Origin of the sequence: Pseudocolwellia sp. AS88, from assembly GCF_030551755.1 — a bacterium.
Lineage (GTDB): Bacteria > Pseudomonadota > Gammaproteobacteria > Enterobacterales > Alteromonadaceae > Pseudocolwellia.
In genome coordinates this window covers 88,579-114,802 of record NZ_JAUPEC010000009.1, presented here as the reverse complement: position 1 = coordinate 114,802, position 26,224 = coordinate 88,579, and the positions used below count along the sequence as shown (strand labels likewise).

At 35.4% G+C, this 26,224-nt stretch carries 15 protein-coding genes and 1 pseudogene; 8 read left to right on the top strand and 8 right to left on the bottom strand.

Annotated elements, in window-relative coordinates; all coding sequences use genetic code 11:
- Nucleotides 1-92: 92 nt before the first annotated feature.
- From Q5N69_RS08610 to Q5N69_RS08600, 3 genes are all read left to right on the top strand, one after another.
- Nucleotides 93-2,168 (top strand): alpha-xylosidase, encoded by a 2,076-nt coding sequence (locus Q5N69_RS08610; RefSeq protein ID WP_304368470.1) that lies wholly within the window; start codon nucleotides 93-95, stop codon nucleotides 2,166-2,168.
- Between the two features lie 168 nt (nucleotides 2,169-2,336).
- Nucleotides 2,337-4,064 carry a solute:sodium symporter family transporter gene (locus Q5N69_RS08605; RefSeq protein ID WP_304368469.1) on the top strand — a complete coding sequence of 576 codons (1,728 nt, stop codon included), beginning with the start codon at nucleotides 2,337-2,339 and terminating at the stop codon, nucleotides 4,062-4,064.
- Nucleotides 4,065-4,313: 249 nt separating this feature from the next.
- A complete protein-coding gene (locus Q5N69_RS08600) occupies nucleotides 4,314-6,701 on the top strand; it encodes a TonB-dependent receptor (RefSeq protein ID WP_304368468.1) in 2,388 nt (795 codons plus the stop codon).
- A 349-nt stretch (nucleotides 6,702-7,050) separates the two neighbouring features.
- On the opposite strand, the gene Q5N69_RS08595 is transcribed toward Q5N69_RS08600, so the two are convergent.
- The 3 genes from Q5N69_RS08595 to Q5N69_RS08585 form a co-directional block, all read right to left on the bottom strand.
- Entirely contained in the window at nucleotides 7,051-9,615 is a 2,565-nt protein-coding gene (locus Q5N69_RS08595; protein WP_304368467.1) for an EAL domain-containing protein, read from the bottom strand.
- Nucleotides 9,616-10,103: 488 nt separating this feature from the next.
- The gene (glpD, locus tag Q5N69_RS08590; protein WP_304368466.1) at nucleotides 10,104-11,615 is read right to left on the bottom strand and encodes a glycerol-3-phosphate dehydrogenase; all 1,512 of its coding nucleotides are present in this window, start codon (nucleotides 11,613-11,615) and stop codon (nucleotides 10,104-10,106) included.
- Nucleotides 11,616-11,815: 200 nt separating this feature from the next.
- The gene (locus Q5N69_RS08585; protein ID WP_304368465.1) at nucleotides 11,816-12,574 is read right to left on the bottom strand and encodes a DeoR/GlpR family transcriptional regulator; all 759 of its coding nucleotides are present in this window, start codon (nucleotides 12,572-12,574) and stop codon (nucleotides 11,816-11,818) included.
- A gap of 289 nt (nucleotides 12,575-12,863) precedes the next feature.
- Here Q5N69_RS08585 and glpK point away from each other — a divergent pair, with 289 nt between their 5' ends.
- Nucleotides 12,864-14,342: a glycerol kinase GlpK gene (glpK, locus tag Q5N69_RS08580; RefSeq protein WP_304368464.1), complete on the top strand. Its 1,479-nt coding sequence runs from the start codon at nucleotides 12,864-12,866 to the stop codon at nucleotides 14,340-14,342.
- A 165-nt stretch (nucleotides 14,343-14,507) separates the two neighbouring features.
- Here glpK and Q5N69_RS08575 read toward each other — a convergent pair whose 3' ends face one another.
- Nucleotides 14,508-16,217, bottom strand: a complete 1,710-nt coding sequence (locus Q5N69_RS08575; protein WP_304368463.1) for a proline--tRNA ligase — start codon at nucleotides 16,215-16,217, stop codon at nucleotides 14,508-14,510.
- Nucleotides 16,218-16,412: 195 nt separating this feature from the next.
- Here Q5N69_RS08575 and Q5N69_RS18365 point away from each other — a divergent pair, with 195 nt between their 5' ends.
- Together Q5N69_RS18365 and Q5N69_RS18360 are read left to right on the top strand one after the other, a co-directional pair.
- The gene (locus Q5N69_RS18365; protein WP_342866480.1) at nucleotides 16,413-16,595 is read left to right on the top strand and encodes a hypothetical protein; all 183 of its coding nucleotides are present in this window, start codon (nucleotides 16,413-16,415) and stop codon (nucleotides 16,593-16,595) included.
- Nucleotides 16,596-16,610: 15 nt separating this feature from the next.
- Nucleotides 16,611-16,895, top strand: a pseudogene (locus Q5N69_RS18360) (GNAT family N-acetyltransferase); the annotation flags it as partial.
- A gap of 103 nt (nucleotides 16,896-16,998) precedes the next feature.
- Here Q5N69_RS18360 and Q5N69_RS08565 read toward each other — a convergent pair.
- The 3 genes from Q5N69_RS08565 to Q5N69_RS08555 all read right to left on the bottom strand — a co-directional run bounded on the left by Q5N69_RS08565 (nucleotide 16,999) and on the right by Q5N69_RS08555 (nucleotide 21,905).
- The gene (locus Q5N69_RS08565) at nucleotides 16,999-17,430 is read right to left on the bottom strand and encodes an RNA-binding S4 domain-containing protein (RefSeq protein WP_304368462.1); all 432 of its coding nucleotides are present in this window, start codon (nucleotides 17,428-17,430) and stop codon (nucleotides 16,999-17,001) included.
- 198 nt (nucleotides 17,431-17,628) lie between these two features.
- Nucleotides 17,629-18,516 carry a DNA-binding response regulator gene (locus Q5N69_RS08560; RefSeq protein ID WP_304368461.1) on the bottom strand — a complete coding sequence of 296 codons (888 nt, stop codon included), beginning with the start codon at nucleotides 18,514-18,516 and terminating at the stop codon, nucleotides 17,629-17,631.
- Nucleotides 18,513-21,905 (bottom strand): ATP-binding protein, encoded by a 3,393-nt coding sequence (locus tag Q5N69_RS08555; RefSeq protein WP_304368460.1) that lies wholly within the window; start codon nucleotides 21,903-21,905, stop codon nucleotides 18,513-18,515. The genes Q5N69_RS08560 and Q5N69_RS08555 overlap by 4 nt, the downstream gene beginning before the upstream one ends.
- Nucleotides 21,906-22,185: 280 nt before the next feature.
- On the opposite strand from Q5N69_RS08555, the gene Q5N69_RS08550 reads away from it, so the two are divergent.
- Entirely contained in the window at nucleotides 22,186-24,159 is a 1,974-nt protein-coding gene (locus Q5N69_RS08550) for a methyl-accepting chemotaxis protein (RefSeq protein WP_304368459.1), read from the top strand.
- Between the two features lie 140 nt (nucleotides 24,160-24,299).
- On the opposite strand, the gene Q5N69_RS08545 is transcribed toward Q5N69_RS08550, so the two are convergent.
- Nucleotides 24,300-24,767, bottom strand: a complete 468-nt coding sequence (locus Q5N69_RS08545) for an N-acetyltransferase (protein ID WP_304368458.1) — start codon at nucleotides 24,765-24,767, stop codon at nucleotides 24,300-24,302.
- 384 nt (nucleotides 24,768-25,151) lie between these two features.
- On the opposite strand from Q5N69_RS08545, the gene Q5N69_RS08540 reads away from it, so the two are divergent.
- On the top strand, nucleotides 25,152-26,144 hold the full coding sequence (locus Q5N69_RS08540) for an outer membrane beta-barrel protein (RefSeq protein ID WP_304368457.1): 993 nt from the start codon (nucleotides 25,152-25,154) through the stop codon (nucleotides 26,142-26,144).
- The last annotated feature ends 80 nt before the right edge of the window (nucleotides 26,145-26,224 follow it).

Below are 26,224 nucleotides of genomic sequence, written 5' to 3'. Positions count from 1 at the left end.
TAATTATTGATAGTTACTCGCTAAAATTACTATCTTTTATGTCTTATATAAGATATCTTTTTTCGAAATAAATTAATAATTGGAGTTTAGCGATGTCTGAATTTAATGTAAACAGTCCTCAATGGAATGATATGAAACAGCTTATCATTATAGGTAAAGCTAGCATCAGTAATAACGTTGTTGAATTCAATACAAATGAGGGAATGATCCGTATTTCTTTATCAAATGCTGGTGTGCGCTTTCAATTAGGCGAAGCAAGACAATACAATTATGAAATGATAAAAAATGCCCCCCTGGTTATCGAAACAGAGTTAGAAAGCTTTGATGATAAATCTATTATTTCAGCAGGTGACTATAAATTAATCATAGAACACTCTCCGTTTAATTTCGTATTAACTAAGCTTGATAAAGTTATTCAATCTACACCAAAAGATGGTCATTTTGTGCGTCAATACCGATTACCTCCTTTAACTAAAATTGAAGACAAATGGTTTATGTCATTTGAGTTAGGTTCTAGCGAGCCTGTTTATGGTTTAGGTGAAAAGTGGGGTAAGTTAGATAAAAGAGGGCAACTAATTCGCTCTTTTAATCATGATGCATTAGGTGTAAATGCTGAAATATCATATAAAAATGTGCCATTTGCATGGAGCCCTTCAGGTTGGGGACTTTTCGTTCATACACCTGCTCCCGTAACTCATGGGGTTGGATTCGCTCCTTGGTCCCAACGCTCATACGGTTTACTTGTAGAAGATAATTACGCAGATATTTTCTTATTACATGCAGACTCTAGTGCTGACATGCTAGATCTGTACACCCATATTACCGGTAAAGCGCCAACGCCTCCTGATTGGAGCTTCGGTGTTATTTTATCTAAAGCATATTACAAAGATGTTCCTGAACTAATGAGTACAGCAAAAGCTGTGCGTGAACATAATATGCCATGCGATGTGATCACCCTTGATGGCCGTGCATGGCAAGATACCGATACTCGCTTTGCCTTTGAATGGGATAAATCTAGATACGATAACCCAGCTAAAGTCATCAACGATTTAAAAGCGATGAATTTTAAAGTGTGTATTTGGGAATACCCAATGATTTCAGTCGAAAACGACTTATTCGATACTTTAGATAAGAAAGGTTGGTTGATTAAAGACAAACGAACTGGAAAATCATTTCAGTATGATTGGGATATGAGTGCGTTTGGTGAGGTACTTACGCCATTACCTAAGTCAGGTATTTTAGATTTTACTCACCCTGAAGCTTACGAGTTTTGGTGTGAAAGCCACAAGCCGTTATTTGATCTAGGTATCGATATGATCAAGGCCGATTTTGGTGAGCAAATAGAAGACGATAACATGCTTGCTCATAATGGAGAGTCAGGCCAAGCGTTACATAATATTTATACTTTACTTTATAACCGCTGTGTATATGAAGCGGCACAACGTTATAGCAAAAATGGTCCTTTCTTATTTAGTCGTTCTGCCTGGATTGGTTCTCAAAATTATCCAAGTCAGTGGGGCGGAGACCCTCAAGCTGATTGGGGTGGATTAGCTGCGAGTATTCGTGGTGGATTATCTTGGGGACTTTCAGGTTCACCATTTTATGCAACTGATGTTGGTGGCTTCTATAAAGATACACGTGATGCAGAACTCTTTGTACGTTGGATCCAGGCAAGTGTGTTTTCAGCTCACATGCGTTTGCATGGTATTGGTCAACGCGAACCATGGGCTTATGGAGAAGCTGCTGAAGTATGTGCAAACCAAGCATTAAAATTACGATATACATTATTACCTTATATTCAGAAAACAGCGCAACAATCTACAGCTTCAGGTTTACCAGTTCAAAGAGCTATGGTTTTAGCTTTTCCTGATGATAAAGCTGCATGGCATTTTGAAGATCAATATATGTTTGGTGATGATTTACTCGTTGTTCCTTGTTTACAGCCGGGTGGACAAGTAGAGTTTTATTTACCTGAAGGCGATTGGAAGATGATGAACGACAATCAAAACCGAAGCTTTACGGGTGGTAAAGTTCATCAACTCACATTAAAGCTTTCAGAAATTGCTGTTTTTGCATTAGTAGGTAAAACAATTCCTTTGGGTGCTGAAATTGAACATACGGATGAAGTAGATTCAATTGCAACTATTACCGAGTATTGGACGGTATAAAGTAAAAAAAATATAAAAATTATAAAAATTATAATAAAAGACACTAACAGCTACACGTTATAACTGTTCACTAAAACAAACATTAAAGAGCAATAAGCTCTAATAAATTTGAACATAAAAAGTTTTAACGGGCTTAGTTAGTGTCTTCACAAACGGGGATTTTTCAAAATGTCATCGATACAAATATTTTCGACACTGGCATCATGTATGTTTTTTATGGGGATAGTTGCATGGATCTCTTACCAAAAAACAAAAGGTGAAACCGATTCAAAAGACGGTTATTTTCTAGCAGGTAGGGGACTAACAGGTGTATTTATCGCTGGATCTATGTTGCTTACTAATTTATCCGCAGAGCAGCTTATAGGGCTTAACGGCTCAGCTTACAAGTTCAACTTAAGTGCTATGGCTTGGGAAGTAACCGCTGGGTTTGCTACTATTGTTATGGCGTTAGTTTTCCTACCTAAATACCTTGCCGGCGCTTTTACTACCTTACCTGAATTTTTAAAATCACGCTTTGATGATTCAGTAAGAAGAATGACCGTAGTCTTATTTATGGTGGGTTATGGGCTAATCACAATCCCTTCAGTGTTATATGCCGGTTCTGTAGCTGTTTTACGCTTATTTGATGTACCTGAATTACTTAATTTAAGTTATGAACTTAGTTTAGTTCTTACTATTGTAATGGTGGGCAGTGTCGGTGCGTTATATGCAATATTCGGTGGCTTAAAAGCTGTTGCTGTGTCAGACACTTTAAATGGTGTTGGTTTACTTATTATTGGTATTCTAGTTCCAGTGCTTGGTTTATCTTTATTAGGAGGGGGAGATATAGGTGCTGGTGTTGATACTATTTTAAATGACCACACCGAAAAGCTTAATGCCATAGGTGGTGAAAGTGATCCTGTTCCTTTTGGAACAATCTTTACCGGAATGATTTTCGCTAACTTATTTTATTGGTGTACTAATCAATATGTTATACAAAGAACATTAGGCGCAAAAAATTTAGCTGAAGGACAAAAAGGTGTTCTACTATCAGGCTACTTTAAATTGTTAGTACCATTTTTAATGATGTTACCAGGAGTTATTGCATTCCACTTATATCAAGGGAAAGAACTACCATCATTCGATTTAGCTTACCCACAATTAGTTAAAGATGTATTGCCAAATTATATGTCAGGTTTTTTCTTAGCCGTATTATTAGGCACTGTTTTTAGCTCATTCAATTCTTTATTAAACAGTGCAGCGACACTTTTCTGTTTAGATGTTTATATGCCATTTAAAAAAGATAAAGTCTCTGACAAACAACTGATTAAGGTCGCCAAAATTGCGAGTGTAGTTATCGCATTATTCTCTTTTATTGTCGCACCTTTATTGATGTTTGCTCCTGAAGGCTTATGGCAAATAATCCGTATATTTACAGGCTTTTATAATATTCCTGTGATTACGATTGTTTTAGTCGGTTTTTTCACTGCTAAAGTACCTGCAATAGCAGCCAAGGTAGTGATCATATTTCATGTAATAACTTATGGAATTTTAAAGTTTGTAATAGAAGTTGATATTAACTTCATCCATATATACGCAATTTTATTTGTTATTGAAGTTAGTATGATGTTGTTAATAGGTCATTTCTATCCACGTGAAGGGGAGATTATTTTCAAGTCCACAGGTTCTGTTAATCTTGTGCCATGGAAATATGCACAACCGGTCGCCATTACTTTAGCGGCTCTAATTGTTCAGTTATATCTACTATTTTCACCTATAGGCTTGGTTGATGGTTTTAGTGTGTATTACTTACCTTGTAGTTTAACTGTGCTACTTCTTAATATTGTTTTTTGCTCTATTGTTATTCAACGATGGAACAGAAAACATGCATTTACAAATAACCTTTCTGTAAACTAAATGATAGGATCTTATAAGAGTTAGCTAGTTATTTTACTTCTAGCTCTTGATATATATACATATTTTATGTGTTTAGTCTTATATAAGATATTAGTTGTTTTATCTATTATAAGCGTGTAATCTAAAATTACAGTGTTGATGATTTAACCAAAATTCAATCACTAGAAAATAATAATACAAATGCTCAAAAGAGCATGAATAACCAAATAAATATAACAATCTATAACAACAAGTAAATCGGGGAACTATATGAACAACAAAAAAAACAAGCTTTCATTAGCGATTGTTTCAGCATTAGCTATCACAAGTATCGCTATGCCAACATTAGCAGAAGAAAGTAAAAAAAATGAAGGTTTAGAAACAATTACCGTTACATCACAAAAGCGTGTTGAACGTGTTTCAGAAATTCCAGTAGCCGTTTCTGTTTTAAGTAGTGATCAAATAGACTCATCTTTTTCAAGCAGCTTCGAGGGCCTTCAAAATTTAGTGCCATCAGTAAGTTTTAAGAAAGGTACAACAAGTCGTAATTCTGCAATTACAATTCGTGGTATTGGTACTATATCATTCAGTGTTGCCGCAGAACCTAGTGTTTCAACTGTTGTAGATGGTGTTGTATTAGGGCGTTCAGGTCAGGCATTTACTGATTTATATGATTTAGAACGTATCGAAGTACTGAGAGGACCACAAGGAACTTTATTTGGTAAAAATGCTTCAGCAGGTGTTGTAAATATTACAACTAAACGACCTTCTGGTGCAACAGAGGGGATGGTTGAAGCAACCTTATTCCAAGGCAACGAATATAAAATCAAAGGTAAACTTCAAGGCGAAATTAATGACAGTGCAGCCGCGAGCATTGTTGTTACTAAATCAGGCTACGACGGTAACTTATACAACGTATATAATAACGAAAATGTAAACGGTTACGATAAACAGGGTTTTAGAGCGATGCTTGATCTAGAAGTCTCGTCTGATACAAAAGCCTTATTTATCTTTGAGAGTGCTGAATCAAATGATGATTGTTGTGCTGATGTGGAAGGATTACCAAGCGGACGTAATCCCGATTCAAAAGCAGCGCCTAATAGCAATGGTATAGTTGATGGTGTTGCTGACTTTGACCTAGACCAACGTTTAGTTGACCATGATTTTGAATCTCGTACTATTGATAATACCACAGCATTTTCAGTTCAAATTGATAAAGAGTTAGGGGATTATACGTTAACTTCAATTACAGCCTACAGAGAATGGGAAAACACTGAATATCGTGAAGGTGATTTTACTTCTATTGCTGGTGACTCAACAGACTTAGTTACTTTCGACAATACCCCTCCATTTCAACTTCATGATGTTGGACCACAAACTTGGCGTCAATTTTCACAAGAAGTACGTATAGCATCACCGTTAGGTGAGGCTGTAGATTGGCAAGCAGGTGCATTCTTTTGGAAAATGGATTCCGAGCGAAATTTTACACGTGATGCAAGTTGCCAGAATAATGGTGGTCAATTAAATGATGCAATTTCAAATTACTTGATGACAACACAAGGTGTTGATGCTCCAACAGATACTGAAGTTTCGGATTTTATCTCGGCTGAAGGTATTACTTGTAATGCTAATGACATTGTTAGTGCTACAGCTTACATGCGAACAGAATTTGTGAACTGGGCATTATTTGGGGATGGTAAATATCACGTGTCTGATGATTTTAGATTATTATTTGGTGCGCGTTATACAAATGACGAGATCGATTTTACTCACACTAGAATAAGTAATGATCAATACGGTCGTCGTGGTGTTGGTGTTAGACCTGCCACAGAAAACACAGATTTCGCTGGTGGCACAGATAACACTAATACTTCATTCAAGTTAGGTGCTCAATACGATATTAATGATGAGAGTATGGTTTATACTACTTGGTCGCAAGGTTATAAAGGTCCTGGTTTTAATGTGTTCTATAACATGGCTGAATCAGATACTGCTCCAATTGCAGAAGAAACGAATGATGCTTATGAAATTGGTTATAAGTATGCATCAAGTAATTTTGTATTTAATGCTGCTATCTTTAAGACTGAAATCGAAGGTTTCCAGGCGAATAACTTTGATAATTCAAGTGGCGTAACACTTACACGTTTAACAAACGCCGGTAATGTTTCGACTCAAGGTATTGAGGCTGACTTTGTTTGGCAAGCATCAGATAACTTAACTATTTCTGGTGGTTTAGCTAAAGTTGACGCTGAAATTGACGAGTTTTTCTGTCCTGTTGGTGAAAGCTGTACAGATCGTTCTGGCTTAGATGTTCCATTTTCACCTGATTTAAAATACTCTCTTGCAACTGAATATGTAACTGAGCTTGAAGGTATGAACATTATTTGGAATGCATCATATGTTTATACTGATGAGCAGGTTGCTACTTTACCTAGTAATATAGGTGAGTTTGGTCCAGAAGTTCAACTACCAGATTACGCCTTATTAAATGCAAGTGTTGCTTTCTCGTTTAACGACGATAAGTACCGTTTCACATTAATAGGTAAAAATCTGACAGATGAGCAGTTCTTCACGAGTTACAGTGGCGATGGTTTCAGGTATCAAGTACCACGTGATGCTGATAGATACTTTGGTGTTCAATTCAGATCGAATTTTTAATGGTTGATCTTTCATCTTAACTAAGCCTGCGAAAGCAGGCTTTTTTTGTTTAAATTGTAATTATTGTTCAGTTAATAATATAGAAAATGTAGTACAGCACTTTTACATAAAGTAAGTAGGAGATTTAAAGCTTTGCTGAGATTAGAAAGATGATGAAGACAGAATTTTATTTATAAAAGATTATTATCTTACAACGTTAAATATTAGATTAGGTTGAGTAATAAAACCAACCGAGCTTAAGTGATGATTATCAGTTCAAGTATAGAGTTGAAAGACCTCAAATTAAGTTACAGAGTAAACAATTACTATAAATTTGGTGGGTACTAAGCCTTTCATCTCGCTCTTGATATTATGTTGATTTTGGAATGAACTCACCATGAAAATCATCGGGTGTTTTGCCATTTACTTGGGCCGATAACCATTCTAAATATGTTCGAATAGGCAAAGCTTCAGAGTAGTAATATCCTTGGCCTATATCACAACCAAAAGCTGATAATGTCGTTTCATCTTGTAACGTGGTTAGTCCCTCAGCAACAACTTCTAAGCCAACACCTTTTGCCATTTTTACGGTAGTTTCTGCTATTACACGGCGTTTTTCATCATTATGAATATTTTCAACAAATTGCTGATCTATCTTTAATTCCTGAAAGGGCAGTTTATCTAAATTGGCTAATGATGAATAACCTGTACCAAAGTCATCAATACTTACTTTTATCCCTAAAGCTGTAAATTTATCTATCACTTGTACAGCATGTTCATTTTTGGCAATGTTAGCGGATTCAGTTATTTCAAAAATAATTTTTTCTGTAGGAACGTTGAATTTGTCCACTATATCTAACATTTCTTGATAAAAGCCTTTAGATGTTAAATTGATGCCACTAATATTAATAGACACCATATGACTTCGGTAGTCTTCCATAATTAATGTATGTTGAGCTAGAGACTGTTCTAAAACCCATAAAGTGATCTTATTAATCAAACCCATATCTTCCGCTACCGGAATAAATATTGATGGAGAAATATAGCCTTTAGTTGGGTGATTCCAACGGATCAAACATTCACTACCACAGACTTTACTGGTTTTTAGATCGACTTGTGGTTGATGATATATCTGTAATTCATTATTACGTAAAGCATGTTGAATATCAGAAGCAAGTTCAAGTAAGAAAGTTGAATTATCTCGAGTATGCGTTTCATAAGTTGCCCATTTCTCAGGCGTGTTTTGGGCTTCTCTGATCGCTAAAATTGCATGTTTAATTAATTGTTTGCTTGTTGTTCCATGTTCTGGGTAATGAGCAATACCAATGACACCGGTTAATGATAAATTCAGATCTTTTATCGTATAGGCTTTACACAGAATGTTTTGTATCGATTGAATAAAAACTTCAGTTGATACTTTAAGCTCATCTAGGTTTACAATAAAACCAATACACTTTCCTTGAATATAACTAAGCTTTTCATTATCAAAGGTAATTGGGCTAATGGCTTTGTTATTATTAAAATATAAGCTTAAGCTCTGGTTAAATCGCTTAAATAAAGCAAATAAAGTTATGTCATCAACATAATGTTGCATGTTTTGAATATGCTCAGGTTGGATAACAATCACACTAAATTTTTCATTATTATCACTAAGTCTCTTTATGGTATTTGTTAAATTTAACTGTCGTGGTAAACCAGACTTAATATGATGACTGAGGTGATGTAACTTGTCTTGTTCATTCTTCCTCATTCTTTCTGTTAATGCTAAAGCGATAAAACCTATTTGTGTAATAACACCGAGAATAAAAGCATTTTTAGCAACAAATGAATACTCCACATAGCCAACTGAAATTAAATATTGAGTGACGGAACCCGCTAAATAAGGAAGCCATGAAATATAATAAAACTTCGCCCAAACAAATTTCTTATTAATGTTTCTAAAAACAACTAATATCCCGAATAGCCAAAGTATAGGTTGTAACCATAGGAAAATAGTTAAGTGGCTAGAGAAGACAAACTGCGCAGCTAAAACTAATACGATAAAAGTTGCGATAAGGGTATAAAACCTTATTTTAAATACCTTATTTGTCATTATTCTATCTTGTAAGAAATACAAAGAAAAAATGATCAAATAAATATTAAGAGCATATTGAAAATATAAACTCTGCTGATTTAGCCATAATTGAAAGTCATTTGAAAACAATAAATAACCAAAACCACTACTCGTTGAAAACACTAAGAAGGTGCAAATTAAGTAAGCTGCATAGGTAAAATTCACTCTATCTTTGAGAGATATATATAAAGCAATATTGTTTTTAGAAATCAGTAAAACTATACCTATAAAGGCACCAAATAGGGCGATAGAAGTATGAATATATCGGTCAAAGTATGCGTAGTCATATATTTTTACAGGAGCAACACGGTTAGTATTTGTTTTAAGTTGAATAAAAAAGGAAAGAGAATCATGTGCGGGTAAGTTAAAAGAAAAATGTGGAAACATGTGCTGAAAAATTGAATTTTCTAATGTTATTTTTTCTATAGGGGCTTTTTGTTTAGTGACTTTGTAATGCGAATGTATATTTTCTGAAAGAGCATCAATATGTAAAATTCTGTTTAGCTTATTGTCGGTTTTATTCGTTATAGTTAACTTAACCCAGTAAAAGTTGTCACTTATTTTATTTGAATCTAGGCGCTCTTTGTTAACAAACAAATGCATGCTCGAAATTGGTGGTTCTAAATCAGGCTGTTGTTCTGCTGTGAGTAAATATTCATATTCAATAGGCGTTTGTGTTGAAACAATACTTGGGTAATCGCCTAAGCCCCATAGATTTTTGGCAACTAACCATAAAACAAGACTTATCGAAGCAATGAAGAAAAATAGAAAGCCAACCTTTATTGTTTTATTGGCCTGTTCTAGAAAAGAGATAACTTGCATGAAAAAGGAAACCTAATACTTTAGAGTTCAATCTAAAAAGTACCTTTTGTAGTGTTTTTATTATTTTAACGATAATAGCGTTTAAAAAGAAATATTGCACGGTGAATTCATATTTATATCATAAAGAAATAGCTTTAGCTTTTAGTTGATAAATGTGGTTCTTGTATCATTTTTTTTAAATTTAGCTCTTCGGAAGGGTTACAGATTTATTGATAATTCTTACTCGTTAAAACGTTTAACAAGTACCTATCCTGAAACACCATGAAGTGATAGTTAAACAAAAACAGATGACTTGATATAAATAAAACGCCTTTATTTGGTAACGCGTATCTATCAAGTTGTTGTTTTTATGATGTTAAGTTTTATTAGGTGATTAGTTTAAGAATATTTACCTATTATATTAGCTTTAATACTAAAGCAGAGAGAAAAGCATCAGGCGAGTTTCTTCTCTGCATATATTTAACTGTCATCTTTGATAAGTATCTCGATTAAGATAAACGTTTAATAATCAAAGGGTGATTATCTATAAAGTGCTGTAGTTTGTTTTTCTCTGCTTCTGTTAAATATAAGCCTCGTTTACTACGTCGCCAAATAATGTCTTCTAACGTTAAAGCCCATTCACTTTCAATTAAATAGTTTACTTCAATCTCGTATAAATCTTTACCAAAACACTGCCCCAAAGATTCTATATTTTTGGCTTCTTTCAAAAATAAATAGGTATAGGTGCCATAACTTCTAACATAACGAGTAATTAAACTCGACGATAACCACGGATATTTATTTTCAATTTCAGCTTGTAAATCTGTTTTATCTTTAAAGTTTCCGCCGGGTAATGCTTTTAATGCTGTCCACTTATCGCCAATATTTCTAAAATAGGGGGCTACTTTATTTACAGCGGCTTCAGATAGTTTTCTGTATGTGGTAATTTTTCCACCAAAAATAGATAAAATAGGCGCTTTATCATCTTCATCACTTAACTCTAATGTGTAATCACGAGTAACGGCTTGGGCAGAGTCAGATTCGTCATCTAGTAAAGGTCTTACACCTGAATAAGTAGTGACAATGTCAGATCGTGAGATTTTCTTCTTAAAGTACTCATTGGTGATATTGATTAAGTAGTTAATTTCATCGTCAGAAATTTTAACGTCTCTTGGATTTTCGTCATATTCAACGTCGGTTGTACCGATAAGAGAAAATTCATCTTCAAACGGTATAACAAATACAATACGCTGATCAGCATTTTGTAGCATGTAAGCTTGCTCTTCATCATGTATACGAGGAACAACAATATGACTGCCTTTTACTAATCGAACTTTCTGAGGCGATTTAATCGTTAGAGCGTCACTAAATAGTTTAGCTACCCAAGGACCTGAAGCATTTACGATAGCTTTGCTTTTAACTGTTTTTTCTTTACCAGTTAAAACATCTTTGAGTACAACAACCCAAAGGTCATTCTCTCTGTATGCTTTAATACATTGAGTGCGCGTTAAAATAGCTGCGCCGTTTTCTTTTGCTGAGATCGCATTAAGAACAACTAATCGAGCATCGTCTACCCAACCATCTGAATATTCAAAGCCCTTTTTAATTGAAGGTACTAAAGCACTATCTTCTAAAAACTTTATGCCTTTAGAAGAAGGTAAGGTAACGCGCTTAGCTAAATTGTCGTACATGAACAAACCGATACGGATCATCCATGAAGGTCTTAAATGTCTTTGATGAGGTAAACGAAAAGCTAAAGGCTTTATAATATGAGGAGCATTCTTAATCAGTGTTTCGCGCTCGGCTAAAGCTTCTCTAACTAAACGGAACTCGTAATGCTCTAAGTAACGTAAACCGCCATGAATAAGTTTGCTGCTATTTGATGATGTTGCAGATGCTAAATCGTCTTGTTCACATAATAGAACATTCAAACCTCTACCTGCTGCATCAGCGGCTACACCTGTACCGTTTATACCACCGCCTATAACAACGATATCAAAGGTATTATCCATTTTGTTCACTCACTTATTTAAATGTGTTACTTAATAATTAAATCATCAAACTATCACTTAATGGCACTTAATGATTTTCGTTAGTGAGTATTTTAATGTTCGTTTGTGTTCGAATGCAAGTAATAAAGAAAATAAATAATATTTAGACATAAAAAATGCAGAACAACTGCATTAATTATAAAGAATAGCTGTGCTCTTACTGGGTTTAATTAAACAACATAAGTTTGAACATTATTAGTTTCTAAAATCTCATTCAAATCACCCGGCGGTACTTCATCGGTAAAGAAGTGATCTATTTGTGAAATATTACCTTGTTTGACCATAGCGTTTCGACCAAACTTTGAATGATCCGTCGCTAATATAACGGTCGTTGAATTTTGTATTATAGCTTGTGCAACTTTAACTTCTCTAAAATCAAAGTCGAGTAAAGAACCATCATTACTGATACCACTAATCCCGATAATGCCGAAATCCATATGAAACTGACTGATGAAATCACATGTGGCTTCACCAATAATACCACCATCTTTATGGCGTACTTCTCCAGCAGCAATAATCACAGTAAAGTCTTCTTTAGCCGATAGAATGGTCGCTACATGAATGTTATTCGTTACTATATTTAAGTTGGAGTGATTAAGCAGAGCTTTAGCAATAGTCTCTGTTGTTGTACCAATGTTAATAAAAACTGATGCGCCATTGGGTATCATACTCGCAACTTGTTTTGCTATTTTTTCTTTAGCATCTAAGTTCATTATTTTACGTGATTGATAAGATGTATTTGCACTACTTGATGCTGCTTCCGCGCCACCATGATGTCTAATAATATTGCCATTTTCAGCAAGTTTATTTAAATCTCTTCTGATGGTTTGCGGTGTAACGTCAAAATGTTGAACTAGGGTATCAATATTCACAAACCCATTATTATGTACAAATTCTACCAACTCAGTTTGGCGTTGATTTAAACTCATTTTGATAGCCTTAATTTGGTCTTTTTAATCGACTATTTATCTATAAATAATCTGTATATTTATTAGTTAATGTATAAGTTAATTACACGCTTAATCACTTAAATAATCATATTCATAAGCAGGTGGCTAAGCGTATTTATCTAACAATAATTATCACATATAAGTATTTTTGTTCACAATTGGTAAATCTTTATAAATGTTCGATATAGAAAATTAATTATTGCTTTAGCGATTTTTTATGTGCATTATCGAATAAATATAACCTATTTACTCAATAAAAGTTATCACAATGTCTAAATATATTTTATCGATAGATCAAGGGACAACAAGTTCTAGAGCCATTTTATTCACTACAAAAGGTCAAGTTTTTGCAGTTGCACAAGCAGAGTTTGAACAACACTTTCCGAAAAATGGTTGGGTTGAACATAAACCTGAAGATATATGGAACACAGTTGTTGATGTTTGTCAGCGTGTTTTAAGTGAGAACAACATCGCTGCTAGCCAAGTGATCTCAATAGGTATAACTAATCAGCGCGAAACTACTTTAGTGTGGGACAAAAAAACAGGTAAGCCGGTATATAACGCGATTGTTTGGCAAGACAGAAGAACTGCAGAATATTGTGATTCTATAAATAGTCCTGAAACCGCTGAATTGATTAATAGTAAAACGGGTTTGTTATTAGACCCTTATTTTTCTGCGACTAAAATTAAATGGATATTAGATAACGTAGAAGGCGCTAGAGAAAAGGCAGATAAAGGAGAATTAGCTTTTGGTACCGTTGACAGCTTTCTTCTATGGCATTTAACCTCAGGTGAAGTACATAGAACTGACGCTACAAATGCTTCTCGTACTATGATTTTCAATATTCATAGTCAAGAGTGGGATGAAGAACTATTAGCTTTGTTTAATATTCCAAATTCATTATTACCTGAAGTGATGGATTCATCGTGTGAGTTTGGACTTTCTTCTCCTGAAATATTAGGTGAAGCCATTCCAATTCAAGGTATAGCAGGGGATCAACAAGCAGCCTTATTCGGACAAGCTTGTTTTGAACAAGGTATGGCGAAAAGTACTTACGGTACCGGCTGTTTTTTAATGTTGAATACAGGAGATAAACCTCTTGTTTCAAAACACCGTTTACTCACTACCGTTGCATATCGACTAAATGGTAAACCTACCTATGCTATTGAAGGTAGTATTTTTATGGCAGGTGCTACCATCCAATGGATTCGAGATGGTTTAAAATTTATAGGTAATGCGAGTGAAGCTGAAGGTATTGTTGAAGGTGTGCCTTTCGACCATGGTGTTGTGTTAGTGCCTGCATTTACTGGTTTAGGTGCTCCTTATTGGGATCCTAATGCTAGAGGTGCAATTTTAGGTTTAACGCGTGATTCAGGTATTAAAGAAATAGTTACAGCAGCATTACAGTCAGTTTGTTATCAAACGAAAGACTTACAAAAAGCCATGGAAAGTGACGGTTTACGTTTAACCAAGTTACGAGTTGATGGCGGTATGGTTGCTAACAACTGGGTATTATCTTTCTTAGCGAATATTTTAGGTGCTGAAGTTGATCGACCTGAAATTATCGAAACTACGGCTTTAGGTGTCGCGTATTTAGCTGGTTTGCAGGCTGGTGTGTTTTCTTCTACTGAAGAGTTAGCCAGTATGTGGCATTGTGAGCGAAAGTTTGAACCAAGTATGTTGCCTAAGCAAAGAAACGATTTGTATAACCATTGGTTAGCGGCTATCAAAAAAGTGCAGAGCTAACCAATGAGTAAAATCATGTAGTCTCTAAAATAGGTTAACTCAATTGTTAACTAAAATTTGAGCGAAATCCTATTTTATCAAAATGAAGCATAAACAAAAAAGCCGTTTTTCCTTACGAAAAACGGCTTTTTAATATTTTCTGACTTAGACTAATTAAAACCAGTTCTATGCGAATAACGACATTACGTCTTCTATTTTGATCATAGATTTTTCGCCAGTTATTCTGTTCTTAACTTCAAGTTCTTGGTTATCTAAATTACGTTCACCAATAACTAATAGCAAAGGTGTTCCGATTAATTCATGATCTGCGAACATTACACCAGGTCTTTCTTTTCTGTCATCAAATATTACTTCAATACCTGCTTGTTGTAATTGTTCGTACATAGCTTCAGCGGTTTCTTTAACTCGTGCTGATTTTGCCATGTTCATTGGAACAATCGCCACTTGGTAAGGTGCGATAGCTGCAGGCCATTTGATACCATATTTGTCATGGTTCTGTTCAATAGCGGCAGCAACAATTCTTGAAACACCAATACCGTAACAACCCATAGTTAATGTTTGGTTTTTACCTTGTTCAGTTAAAACACCACAGTTCATTGCTTCTGCGTATTTTTGACCTAATTGGAAAATATGACCTACTTCAATACCACGCTTGATAATAATGTTACCTGAACCACATGGGCTAGGATCACCTTCAACAACGTTACGAATGTCAGCAACCGTGTATTCTGCACAGTCACGATCCCAGTTGGCGCCAGTAAAGTGAACATCGTTTTTGTTAGCGCCACATACAAAGTCAGCTAAATGAGCTGCACTTCTATCGACAATAACAGGAATGTTTAAACCAACAGGACCAATTGACCCTGCATCACAACCAGCTGCTGCTAATATTTGCTCATCTGAAGCAAAAGTAAGCGGAGACGCAACTAAAGGTAAATGCTCTGCTTTAATTTCGTTTAACTGATGATCGCCTCTTAATACAAGTGCGATAACTGGAGTAGGTTGACCTTTAACTTCTTCACCTAAAACTAGTAATGTTTTAGCCGTTGCCTTAACGTCAACTTTTAAGAAATTAGCTACATCTTCAATAGTTTTAACACTTGGTGTTGAAACCTCAGTTAAATCTTGCGTAGCAGCAGGGCGTTCACCTGTAGGTGCTAAAGCTTCTGCTTTTTCGATATTAGCAGCAAAATCGCTTGCGTCACTAAAGGCGATATCATCTTCACCAGATTCAGCTAAAACATGAAACTCATGCGAAGCTTCGCCACCGATAGAGCCCGTATCAGCAATAACAGGACGGTAATCTAAACCTAAACGATCGAATATTCTGCAATAAGCATCAAACATGATTTGGTAGGTTTTTTCTAAACATTCATCAGTTAAATGAAAAGAGTAAGCATCTTTCATTAAAAATTCACGGCCACGCATAATACCGAAGCGAGGACGTATTTCATCACGGAACTTTGATTGAACTTGATACACGTTTAAAGGGAGTTGTTTGTAGCTGCTAATTTCATTAGCCACTAACTTAGTAATAACTTCTTCGTGGGTTGGACCTAAAACAAACGGACGATTATGACGATCTTTTAAACGTAATAACTCAGGACCATAGTCATCCCAACGTCCAGATTCTTCCCACAAGTCAGCAGGCTGAACCATAGGCATCAAAACCTCTAATGCGCCAGCACGTTCCATTTCTTCACGTACTATGTTTTCAACTTTTCTTAAAACTTTTAAACCAGTGGGAAGCCAAGTGTATAAACCTGAAGCTAAATTACGTACTAAACCTGCACGTAACATTAATTGATGGCTGATAACTTCAGCATTTGCTGGTGTTTCTTTTAGTGTAGAAAGTAAATATTGGCTAGTACGCATGGATTAAAGATTTCCGTTAAATAGACGTGTTAATTTCATAGTGGCGCTATTCTAGCAGGGCACTTTAGTTGGCAAAAGCTATAAATAAATTTTATTAATGTTTTTAATGCTAATACCACGAGTTACAGGGTTATATTCTGTAATGTATTACGTTACATTATTGAAAAATTAGGGGACAAAACAAGGAAAAAATTTATGCCTATAGAAGTAATACAAGCGGATTATCAGAACGAGCAACACACAACAGATTTACTCTTTTTGTTAATTGATTATGCGATGGATGTTATGGGCGGCGGTGAGCCACTTTCTGAGTACACGCAAAAACATTTAATTGGGAATTTAAAACAACAGAGTAATGTTTTTACCGTGTTAGCTTAAGTTGATGGTAAACCCGCTGGTATTGCTAATTGTGTTGTGGGTTTTTCAACGTTTGCCGCTAAACCTTTAGTTAATTTTCATGATGTGTCGGTTGTTAAAGCTTTTAGAAGACAAGGTATAACCCACTTATTGTTTAACAAGGTTGAACAAATCGCTAAAGACATGGGATGTTGTAAGTTAACATTAGAAGTATTGCAAGGTAATGAGGTGGCTAAAGCTGCTTATGAGAAAGAAGGTTTTGCCGGTTACGAATTAGATCCAAAAATGGGGCAAGCTGTTTTCTGGCAGAAGAAGTTATAAATCATTTAAGCTTTTTAGCTGATGCTAGCGTCAAGTTTATATAATAACTTAACGCTAAACCAGCATCAGTGTTCGTGTATGAATTTAGATTAGAAGGCTTTTGCTAGAATGAAATAGGTCTTCTTTTTGGGGGCTTGCCTGGTTCAGCAAAACTATCAATCAATTGTGGGGAATTTGTATTCTCAGGTTTCTTGTTTTGTGTTTTATTTTGAGCTTTGTTTTTACCATTTTTCTTAGCTTTTGTATTACCTTTAGCTTTGATGTTTTCTTGAAGAGATGCCGGTACTTTAACCGGTTTACTCGCAGACAAATTAGAACAAACTACCTGAACTATATCGCCATCAAACTCTATAACATCGTTATCGTATACTTTTTTTCTTTTTTGGAATTCAACTTCACCATTTAAATAAACATAACCTTCACTGATCACTATTTTGGCTTCGCCACCACCTGACACCATATTGGCTATTTTGAGTAATTTACATAGTTCAATGGGTTGATAAGAAATAGTAACAATAGGGTATTCATCAGACATTGGATTTTCTCTAAGATGCTAAATCAGCTTGGAATAAAAATAGCTGTAAAATAATTGCCGTTAGTTTACCACAAAAGCCTAAAACCCATATAAATTAAGATGGGTTATATTAACTGTGTGATTTGCCTTAAAGAAGTTCTTCTATTAAATGTTATAACGGATAATTTTGTGACTTTCACTCGTCTTTATTAAAAATACTTAACTCTCTAATATTCTCAGAGCAATAGCCGCAGCGGATGTTCTATTATCTACACCTAACTTTTTAAATATTTGTTCTAAGTGTTTGTTTACAGTACGTGGGCTCATTTCTAAAATTTGAGAAGTTTCCCAGCTTGTTTTACCGTAGGATACCCAATAAAGCACTTCTGATTCACGCTTGGTAATAGGCAGTTTTACTTTCAAATCTTCAGGTGTTTTTTGAGAACTGGTTTGAACAATTCGTAATAAATGTAGATCGTCCTGCTTACGTTCATACAAAATATTAAAAGGGGTGTTGAATGTTGAGATCATTAAATCTACATTGGTATCAGTATCTAACCAATCTTTTATCTCATCAGCTAATATACTCCAAGGTGTTGGATTGGCTCCCGCAAGCTCTTCTATTATTTCGTGAACTTGTGGTGTGGCCCAAGCTAATCGACCTTGGTTACTTACACAAAATACATTTTTACCTGCATGATCTAAAGCATCGTGAGCACTTAAGGCAAGTTTAGCTGTGTTTACATGGGTTTTTATACGCGCAATAACTTCATCGGGTGATATAGGCTTAGTCACATAATCAACACCGCCAGCGTTAAAACCTTTTACCACATCTTCAACATCGGTTAGTCCCGTCATAAAAATAATAGGTGTATGAGGCAGTATGGCTTTTAATTTTTTACAGGTTTCAAATCCGTCCATTTCAGGCATAACAGCGTCGAGCAAAATAACATCAGGTTCAACTTTTTCAACAATAGACAATGCCTGTAAACCGTTTAATGCCACTAATGCTGTATATCCTTGTGTATTAAGGGCTACATTTAACATCCCTAACGACTCAGGAGAATCGTCTACGACTAAAACCACATCACTCATTTTATTTTTCATCCCTGTTTCTTATTATTGGTTTGATTAATCAGTTCGTTTAAATACTGAGTAATTTTCGGAAAATTACATTGGGCAATATATTCATTTAGCTGAGATTTAACATTATTGGGCAAATGAAACTCATTATCTATTTTATCCATTTGCTCTTTAAAACCAGAAAGATAACCTATTTCAGATATAGCGATTAAAGTTTGATAATGGTCAGCTGTAACGCTCGATCTCGTTTCTACTTCTATCTTTTTAGTGGGTGTTGTACTGATATTATTAATGTTTTCATATTGCCATTCTATATGTAAAAACTGAGCGATTTTTCCTAACAAAGCATCAATATTTACAGGTTTAGCAATATAGCCATTATGAAAGCTTTTGGCTTGTAAGTTAGCATCGGCATCCCTGGCGTTAGCCGACACCATTAAAATAGGCATTACATAGTCAAGACCACGTATTTTTTTAGCCATTTGCCAACCATCCATATCAGGCATTCTTACATCTAATAATAATAAATCAGCCGAGTTGTTTGCCAACACTTGTAAACCAGTTTCAGCATTAGGGGCGAGTAACACCTTAAAACCTAAAGGATTCAATAAATCATTCATCAAGCGATGTTGGTTAGGATCATCATCTACCACTAATATCGTTTTTTCTGGACCTGTATAAGCAACAACTTTTGTTATCGCATATTCTGGCTCTTTAGGGGCTTCTTTAGTTTTTGATAACATTAAACGCAAAGTAAAGGTAGAGCCTTGGTCGATAACACTTTTTAACGTAATTTCACCCCCCATAAGCTCTGCTAACGATTGTGAAATAGTTAAGCCTAAACCTGTTCCACCTATACCTTGAGTATGAGTGTTTCTGATTTGTTCAAAGGGTTTAAATACCAACTCTTGATTTGCTTGCGATATACCGACACCTGTATCGGTAATACTAAATTGAGCCACGTTATTTCTGTAGGTTACATCAAAATTTACCGAGCCTTTTTCGGTATATTTAATCGCGTTTGATATTAAATTAATCAATATTTGTCTAAAGCGTTGTTTATCGGTAGCTACATAAGTCGGTAAATTTTTACTGATGTGGTAAGTAAATGCGATACCTTTTTGAGTAGCTTGCATTTGAAACATATTAACCAGCTGCATAAGGATGGAATTAAGGTTGATATCATCATTTTGCAGCGTAATTTTACCCGCTTCAATTTTAGAAATTTCTAACAAACCTTCAATTAAATCGGCTAAATGTTCACCATTCCTTTTTACTATCGATAAAGTTTCACGTTGCCTGCTTGGTATTGCATTATCTTGGCTAAGTAATTGTGCGTAACCTAAAAGTACGTTTAATGGTGTTCTTAATTCATGACTTAAGCCAGCTAAGTATCGGCTTTTAGCTTCGTTGGCAGATTCAGCCACTTCTTTAGAATTTTGTAAAGCGATTGAGGTCACTTCATGGGCATCAATTTCTATTGCCAAAGCATTGGTTTGTGAGCGTAATTCTTTTAGGGCAGAGCGGTTACTACTTCTTGCTAATATAAAAAGCCAACTCACCACACCAATAATAATTAACAATAAAAAGAATATTTTAATCAGCGTACTGGCGAAAACTTGTTTAATGGTGTCGTCTTCTAAAGGTACTTGTAGATAGATCAAAAACAAGATGCCGGCGCCAATAAAACTTAAACTTAAGGTTACTGCAACAAACTGCATTAAAGGCGTCGTTAAACGTCTTAACAATGCGGTAGTGAGAAATCGACTAAAAAAGTGGTGAGATTGTTTAGCTATAGTTGCCTTAGGTCGACATTTATCACCACATCTCACATCTAAACTACAACATAAAGAACAAATAGCGTTCTTGTAAGCGGGGCAGTAGGTCATATCTTCTTGCTCAAATTCGTTTTCACAAATATGACAAATGGTGGATTTTTTTATCTCAGGTAAGTTGTTATCAACAAGATAGAATTGTCCTTTAGTTAAGTAGCCTATGACTGGAACAAGAATAAAAGGTAAACCAAAGGCAATAAACGAAGCGAGTGCTTTAATGGTTTCTCCATACCAACCAAAATGAGCGGTAAAGCCAACAAAGGTGGCAATAATCATGGAGCCAACACCAACAGGGTTTATATCGTGTAAGCGCGAGCGTTTAAATTCAATGCCTTTTGGGCTGATACCTAATGGTTTGTTAATAATCAAATCAGCAACCACAGAACTCAACCAAGCTAATACAACCACAGAATAAACCGTTAACATTTTCTCAATGGTTTGGTAGATGCCGAGTTCCATTAATAGCAGGGCAATGCCTAAATTAAATAACATCCAAACAACACGACCAGGATGATTATGGGTAACACGTGAGAAGAAGTTAGACCAAGCTAAACTACCTGCATAAGCGTTAGCGACATTGATTTTTAATTGTGAGATCACCACAAAGGTACAAGCAACAATTAAGCTAACATTGGTATTGTCGAATACATAGCTAAAGGCTAAGTTGTACATATGAGCAGGATCTGCGGCTAACGCGTATTCAACACCTTGTTGTAAAGCAAAGTAAGCTAAAAATGATCCTAATAAGAGTTTTAAACCACCAAATATTATCCACCCAGGACCGCCAGCAACTAAAGCTAACCACCATTTCCATGGACTCTTTTTAGGTTTTTCAGGTAAAAAACGCAGAAAATCAACTTGTTCACCAATCTGTGCAACTAAAGCAAGCAACACAGCTGATGCAGAACCAAATAACAATAAGTTAAATGATGAGCCCGTTTCTCCAGCTTTACCTGTAAATTCGAACCATCCTTGTATGTCGGTATCGGCATGATTAAAGACAAAAAATAATGGTAAAACTTGTAATATTGCCCATATAGGCTGAGTCCATACTTGAAACTTACTGATATAAGCAATGCCGTGTGTTACTAGCGGGATCACTGCCACAGCGCTTATCACATAACCTATATATAACGGCATATCGAATAACAGATAAAGTGCCATCGACATAACGGCGGCTTCGAGGGCGAAAAAGATAAAAGTGAAGGAAGCATAAACTAAAGATGCAATGGTAGAGCCAATATAACCAAAACCAGCGCCTCGGCTAAGCAAATCGATGTCTACACCGTATTTAGCTGAATAATAACTAATAGGTAAACCGCTAACAAATATTACCAATACAACCGCTAATATTGCCCAAGCGGCATTAACAAAACCATAATTCAAGGTGACTGCACCGCCTATGGCTTCTAATACTAAAAAGGACACGATACCTAATGCGGTTATCGCTATTTTCCCCACAGAATGCTGGCGTGCTCGCTTAGCCGTAAAACGTAAGGCAAAGTCTTCCATCATCTCGTTAGCAACGAGCTTATTATAGGTTCGGCGTGTGGTTAGTATTTTTTGATTAGATTGCAACTTGTCTATCTTTTTAATAACTGATGAGCGGCACACTAGCATTCTACACAAAAATACAAAATTGAGATATGCGCAGAATTGCGTAGGTTTTTTATAAATTATTGCACTTATATGTATTTGTTGATTTATCTCATTGTTATAGATTGTTTGATATTGAAAATAGCTACGTGAATAAAAATTGTGTTTATGGCCTCTCAATTACTTGGATTTGCGCTTGAATTGGGTCTACAATTATTTTATTACTATAATTTTTTATACAAGCTGATGGGATAAGAATTACATGCAGAGTTTCTTTCGTTTAAAAATACAACACCAATTGTTAACTATTGTTTCCTTGTTGATTATTTTACTTGTTGCTGTCATAGCCGTTGTAAATTATCAATCTTCAAGTCAGCTAGTCATGGAAGATACGAAAAAACGGATGGAATCAGAATTACACAATAGTGCTAATTTACTGTCACCTTCATACAGCTTAAATTTAAGACTCACCCAAGGTGTTGCTGATAATTTAGTTAATAAATTAAGTCCATTATTAACGCTTAATCCTAATGAAACTAATAATATTTTGAAGCAACCATTACAAAACTTAATGCTCAGTAATAACTTATTGGTTGACAACTTTACTGTGATTGATCAGCTAACCGCTGAATACAAAATGCCGATCACAGTGTTTCAAAGAACACAAGATGATGATTTTATTCGAGTGAGTACATCATTAAAAAAAGAAAATGGCGACCGAGCTTACGGAACACTTTTAGGAAAAGAGAAGCATCCAGGTTATCAAACACTCATCAGTGGTAAAAGTTATTATGGAATGGCCAGCTTGTTTGGAAAAAACTATGTTACGGCTTATGTTCCATTAAAAATAAACTCTGACCAATATAACGTTATCGTATTCTCTGGATTGGAAGTAATCGATACCCTAGCAGCAATTAAAGAAGCCACAAATACATTTAATGAGAGCTCTATCGGAACTATGTATTTACTAGATTCTAAATTGAAAATGCTTAACCAGTCTAATAAGCCTGAAAACTTTGAAGAAATTCAGCAACAAGTCAAAAATGGTAACTCAGGACAGTTCTTAGTTAACGACTCTCAATATTTTTATGAAAAAATAGCAGGATACAATTGGACTTATGTAATTGAAGTGCCAATTGCAAGTATGACTAGTATGGCCGAAGTTATTCGTAATAATACAGCGCTTGTGGGTATAGTTGCTGTTTTCCTTACCTTAATTGTTTTAAGCATTCTCACTAAAGCTATATTTAAAGATATAAAACCTACCGTTGAAGCTTTAAAGGAGGTGGGAGATGGTGCCGTCTCAAGTGTTTCTTTAAACTTCAATGAAAACTCTAAAAAAGAAACAGATATTTTAATGGAATCTGTTACATCAATGGCAAATAAAATTCATGCCTTAGTGAGTGAGGTGCAACATCTCACCTCTGAAACAGACAAAACAGCTTCCGCTGTATTAGATAAGTCTAATGAGCAAATTAATATCAGCAGCGATGTCGAAAACCGTGTGCATTCAGTGGTTGTTGCAGTTGAAGAATTGACAGCATCCTTTAGTGATGTGGTTGAGCGTACAAATTCTGCATCACTGGCGGCGAATGAAATTAACAACACATCAAAACAAGCATCACTTACTATGAATAACCTTTCTTCTTATATAAGTAGCACCAAGAAAAATATAGAAGATTCATCTGCTGCTATTCATGAGTTATCTAATAGTGCCAATGAAATATCAACAGTTGCTGAACAAATAGATAGTATAGCTGAACAAACCAATTTGCTTGCCCTTAACGCTGCCATTGAAGCTGCTAGAGCTGGTGATGCAGGGAGAGGATTTTCTGTTGTAGCTGACGAAGTTCGTCAATTAGCCCAAAGAACTCAACAGAACGTTGTTGATATTAAAAATGTTATCGGCAATTTGCAGCAGCAATCTGGCAAAACGGTAAACAGTATAGAGCTAGTTAATAATTCAATTTCAATGGTTGAAGAGGCAACAGAACAAACCTTGTCTGAAATATCAGCTGTATCTGAATCTATTAGTGGTATTAGTGGTCAATTAGAGTCTATAGCTACGGCGACAGAAGAACAGGGTAATGTGACAAATGAAATTGCTCAAATGCAAAATAACTTAGCTGAAAATATGCAGTCATCATCAGCTATAGCCAATGATGTGCAGGCGCTAGCTAGCAAGATCAAAGAAAACAGTGAAAACCTGAATTCAGCAACTAAAGTGTTTAGGTAAATTACTTTTAGGTTTAAATATATGATCTAAGCATTTATTTGTTCAGGTTATATATTTACAACATTATAAATTAAGCCCTTCAATATTTTAAAGTATTACAACTTAAAGCCTAAAATTAAAACTTTGAATTTATCAATTTCCTATAAAGGTTTTATCATATGAACTAATTCGGCTTTGAAACCTAGGTTCTGATAAAAGATATCTGCTTTCTTGTTATTAGCAAAAACTTCTAAGTGTAACAGTCTACAGCCTATGTCTTTTGCCCATTTCTCGCCATGGCCCATCAATAACTTGCCAACCCCTAATCCTTGTGACTTGGGAGATACAGCAAGAAGAGGGACTGTTCCACAAGTTTCGCCTGAAATACTATCTTCATGTGTTCGTACGTGAATAAAACCTAACTTCACTTTATTGCGCTCTGCTATAAGAGTGATATGAGGTTTAGATGTTTCTGCTAGCATTTCAATAATATAGTCATCTTGCATTTTTTGAATGGCTTCATCACTATGCCAATCCAACTGAGCTACTTCTGCCAAGTGAGGTGAAAGCCCCAATATAAATGGATGATCTTCTTCCTGAATTTCTCTTACTGTAATTAAATTTTCCATATTTCCTTTATCTATTTTGACTTTGATAATTAACTCCAGATATTCACAAATAACTGAGTTAATAGGTATTTATCCTTTATATCAGTTTTTTTATAGTTTACCCCTAAACTTTTATTAATACATTTTACTCAGTCTTCGAATTACATTCACACATAACTACGCAATTATGCGTATGCCTTTGCGCGCTTTTACTCATATTAACCCTTTACAAAATACTCAATACTTATCCCATCCTTATTGGGTAAATCAATTGAACAGCTAACGCTTATATTTTCTGGCTGAACAGCTTATTACTTATTTAAGGAGGGGAAACCAACCCGTGTTACTTGTTCAAACATAAGAACTATAGAACACGATATTGAAATACATTAAGGGACGGAAAATATGAACATTTTACAAAAATTAACACCTATCGCTGCAACGGTTTTATTGTCATTAGGTACAGTGTCTGCCGCACAAGCAGATGATTCAATATATACATCAGTAATGGATAACTTAAGCATTTCAGGCTTTATTGATATGTCTTACGTATATTCAGATCCAGATGGTGGTGATTCAGTTAGTGTGTCTGGTATTGACCAAGCAGAAATCGACATTTCTTACGACTTTGGTAACAAGTTAACAGCTACTGTTGATATTGAGTATCAAAACTCAGCTGAAGGTGTAGACCTTGAGCAAGCATTCATTACTTACGCAGTATCAGACAGCTTTAGTGTTAAAGCAGGTCGTTTCTTAAGTTACACAGGTTGGGAAACTGAAGAGCCTACAGGTTTATTTCAATATTCGGGTGCCGGTTATGCGCCTTATTTCTATGGTTACTACCAACAAGGTATTTCAGGTTTATACACGGGTGATGGTTTTAGTGCTGCTGTTTCGTTAGTTAACGATCTTGCGGGTCCTCAGTCAGTTGATTCCGAAGAGATTGGTGTTGAAACCATGTTAGCCATCATGCCATCAGATTCAGTAACCGTTAAAGGCTTTTACTCGTTTGAGAAGTTAGCAGGAACAGACGAAGACACCACATTAGTTAACTTATGGGCGAGCTATGCCAAAGATGCGTTAACTCTTGCTGCTGAATATAACATGTCAGAAAACGCGCCAGCTTATGTTTGGGCAGGTGCCGGTGTTGATGCTGAAGCAACAGGTTTCTTATTAATGGCAAATTACGGTTTTGAAAGCTTTGCATTAACTCTGCGTTACCACGATTGGGAAATTGAAGATGCATCTGGCGCAACCTTTGAAGATGCAAGTGGTTTCACAATTTCTCCAAGTTTCTCAGTTAATGAAAATCTATTAATGGTTTTTGAATACCGCATGGACGAAATCAACGACGTTGATATTAATACTTTCGCTGTTGAAGCCTTAATTACTTTCTAATGAATTTTTAACTAATCATTTCGATTAGCCCGCTTCTGAAACATATATTTGTGTGGGCTTTTAAAAAACATCTTTAACTA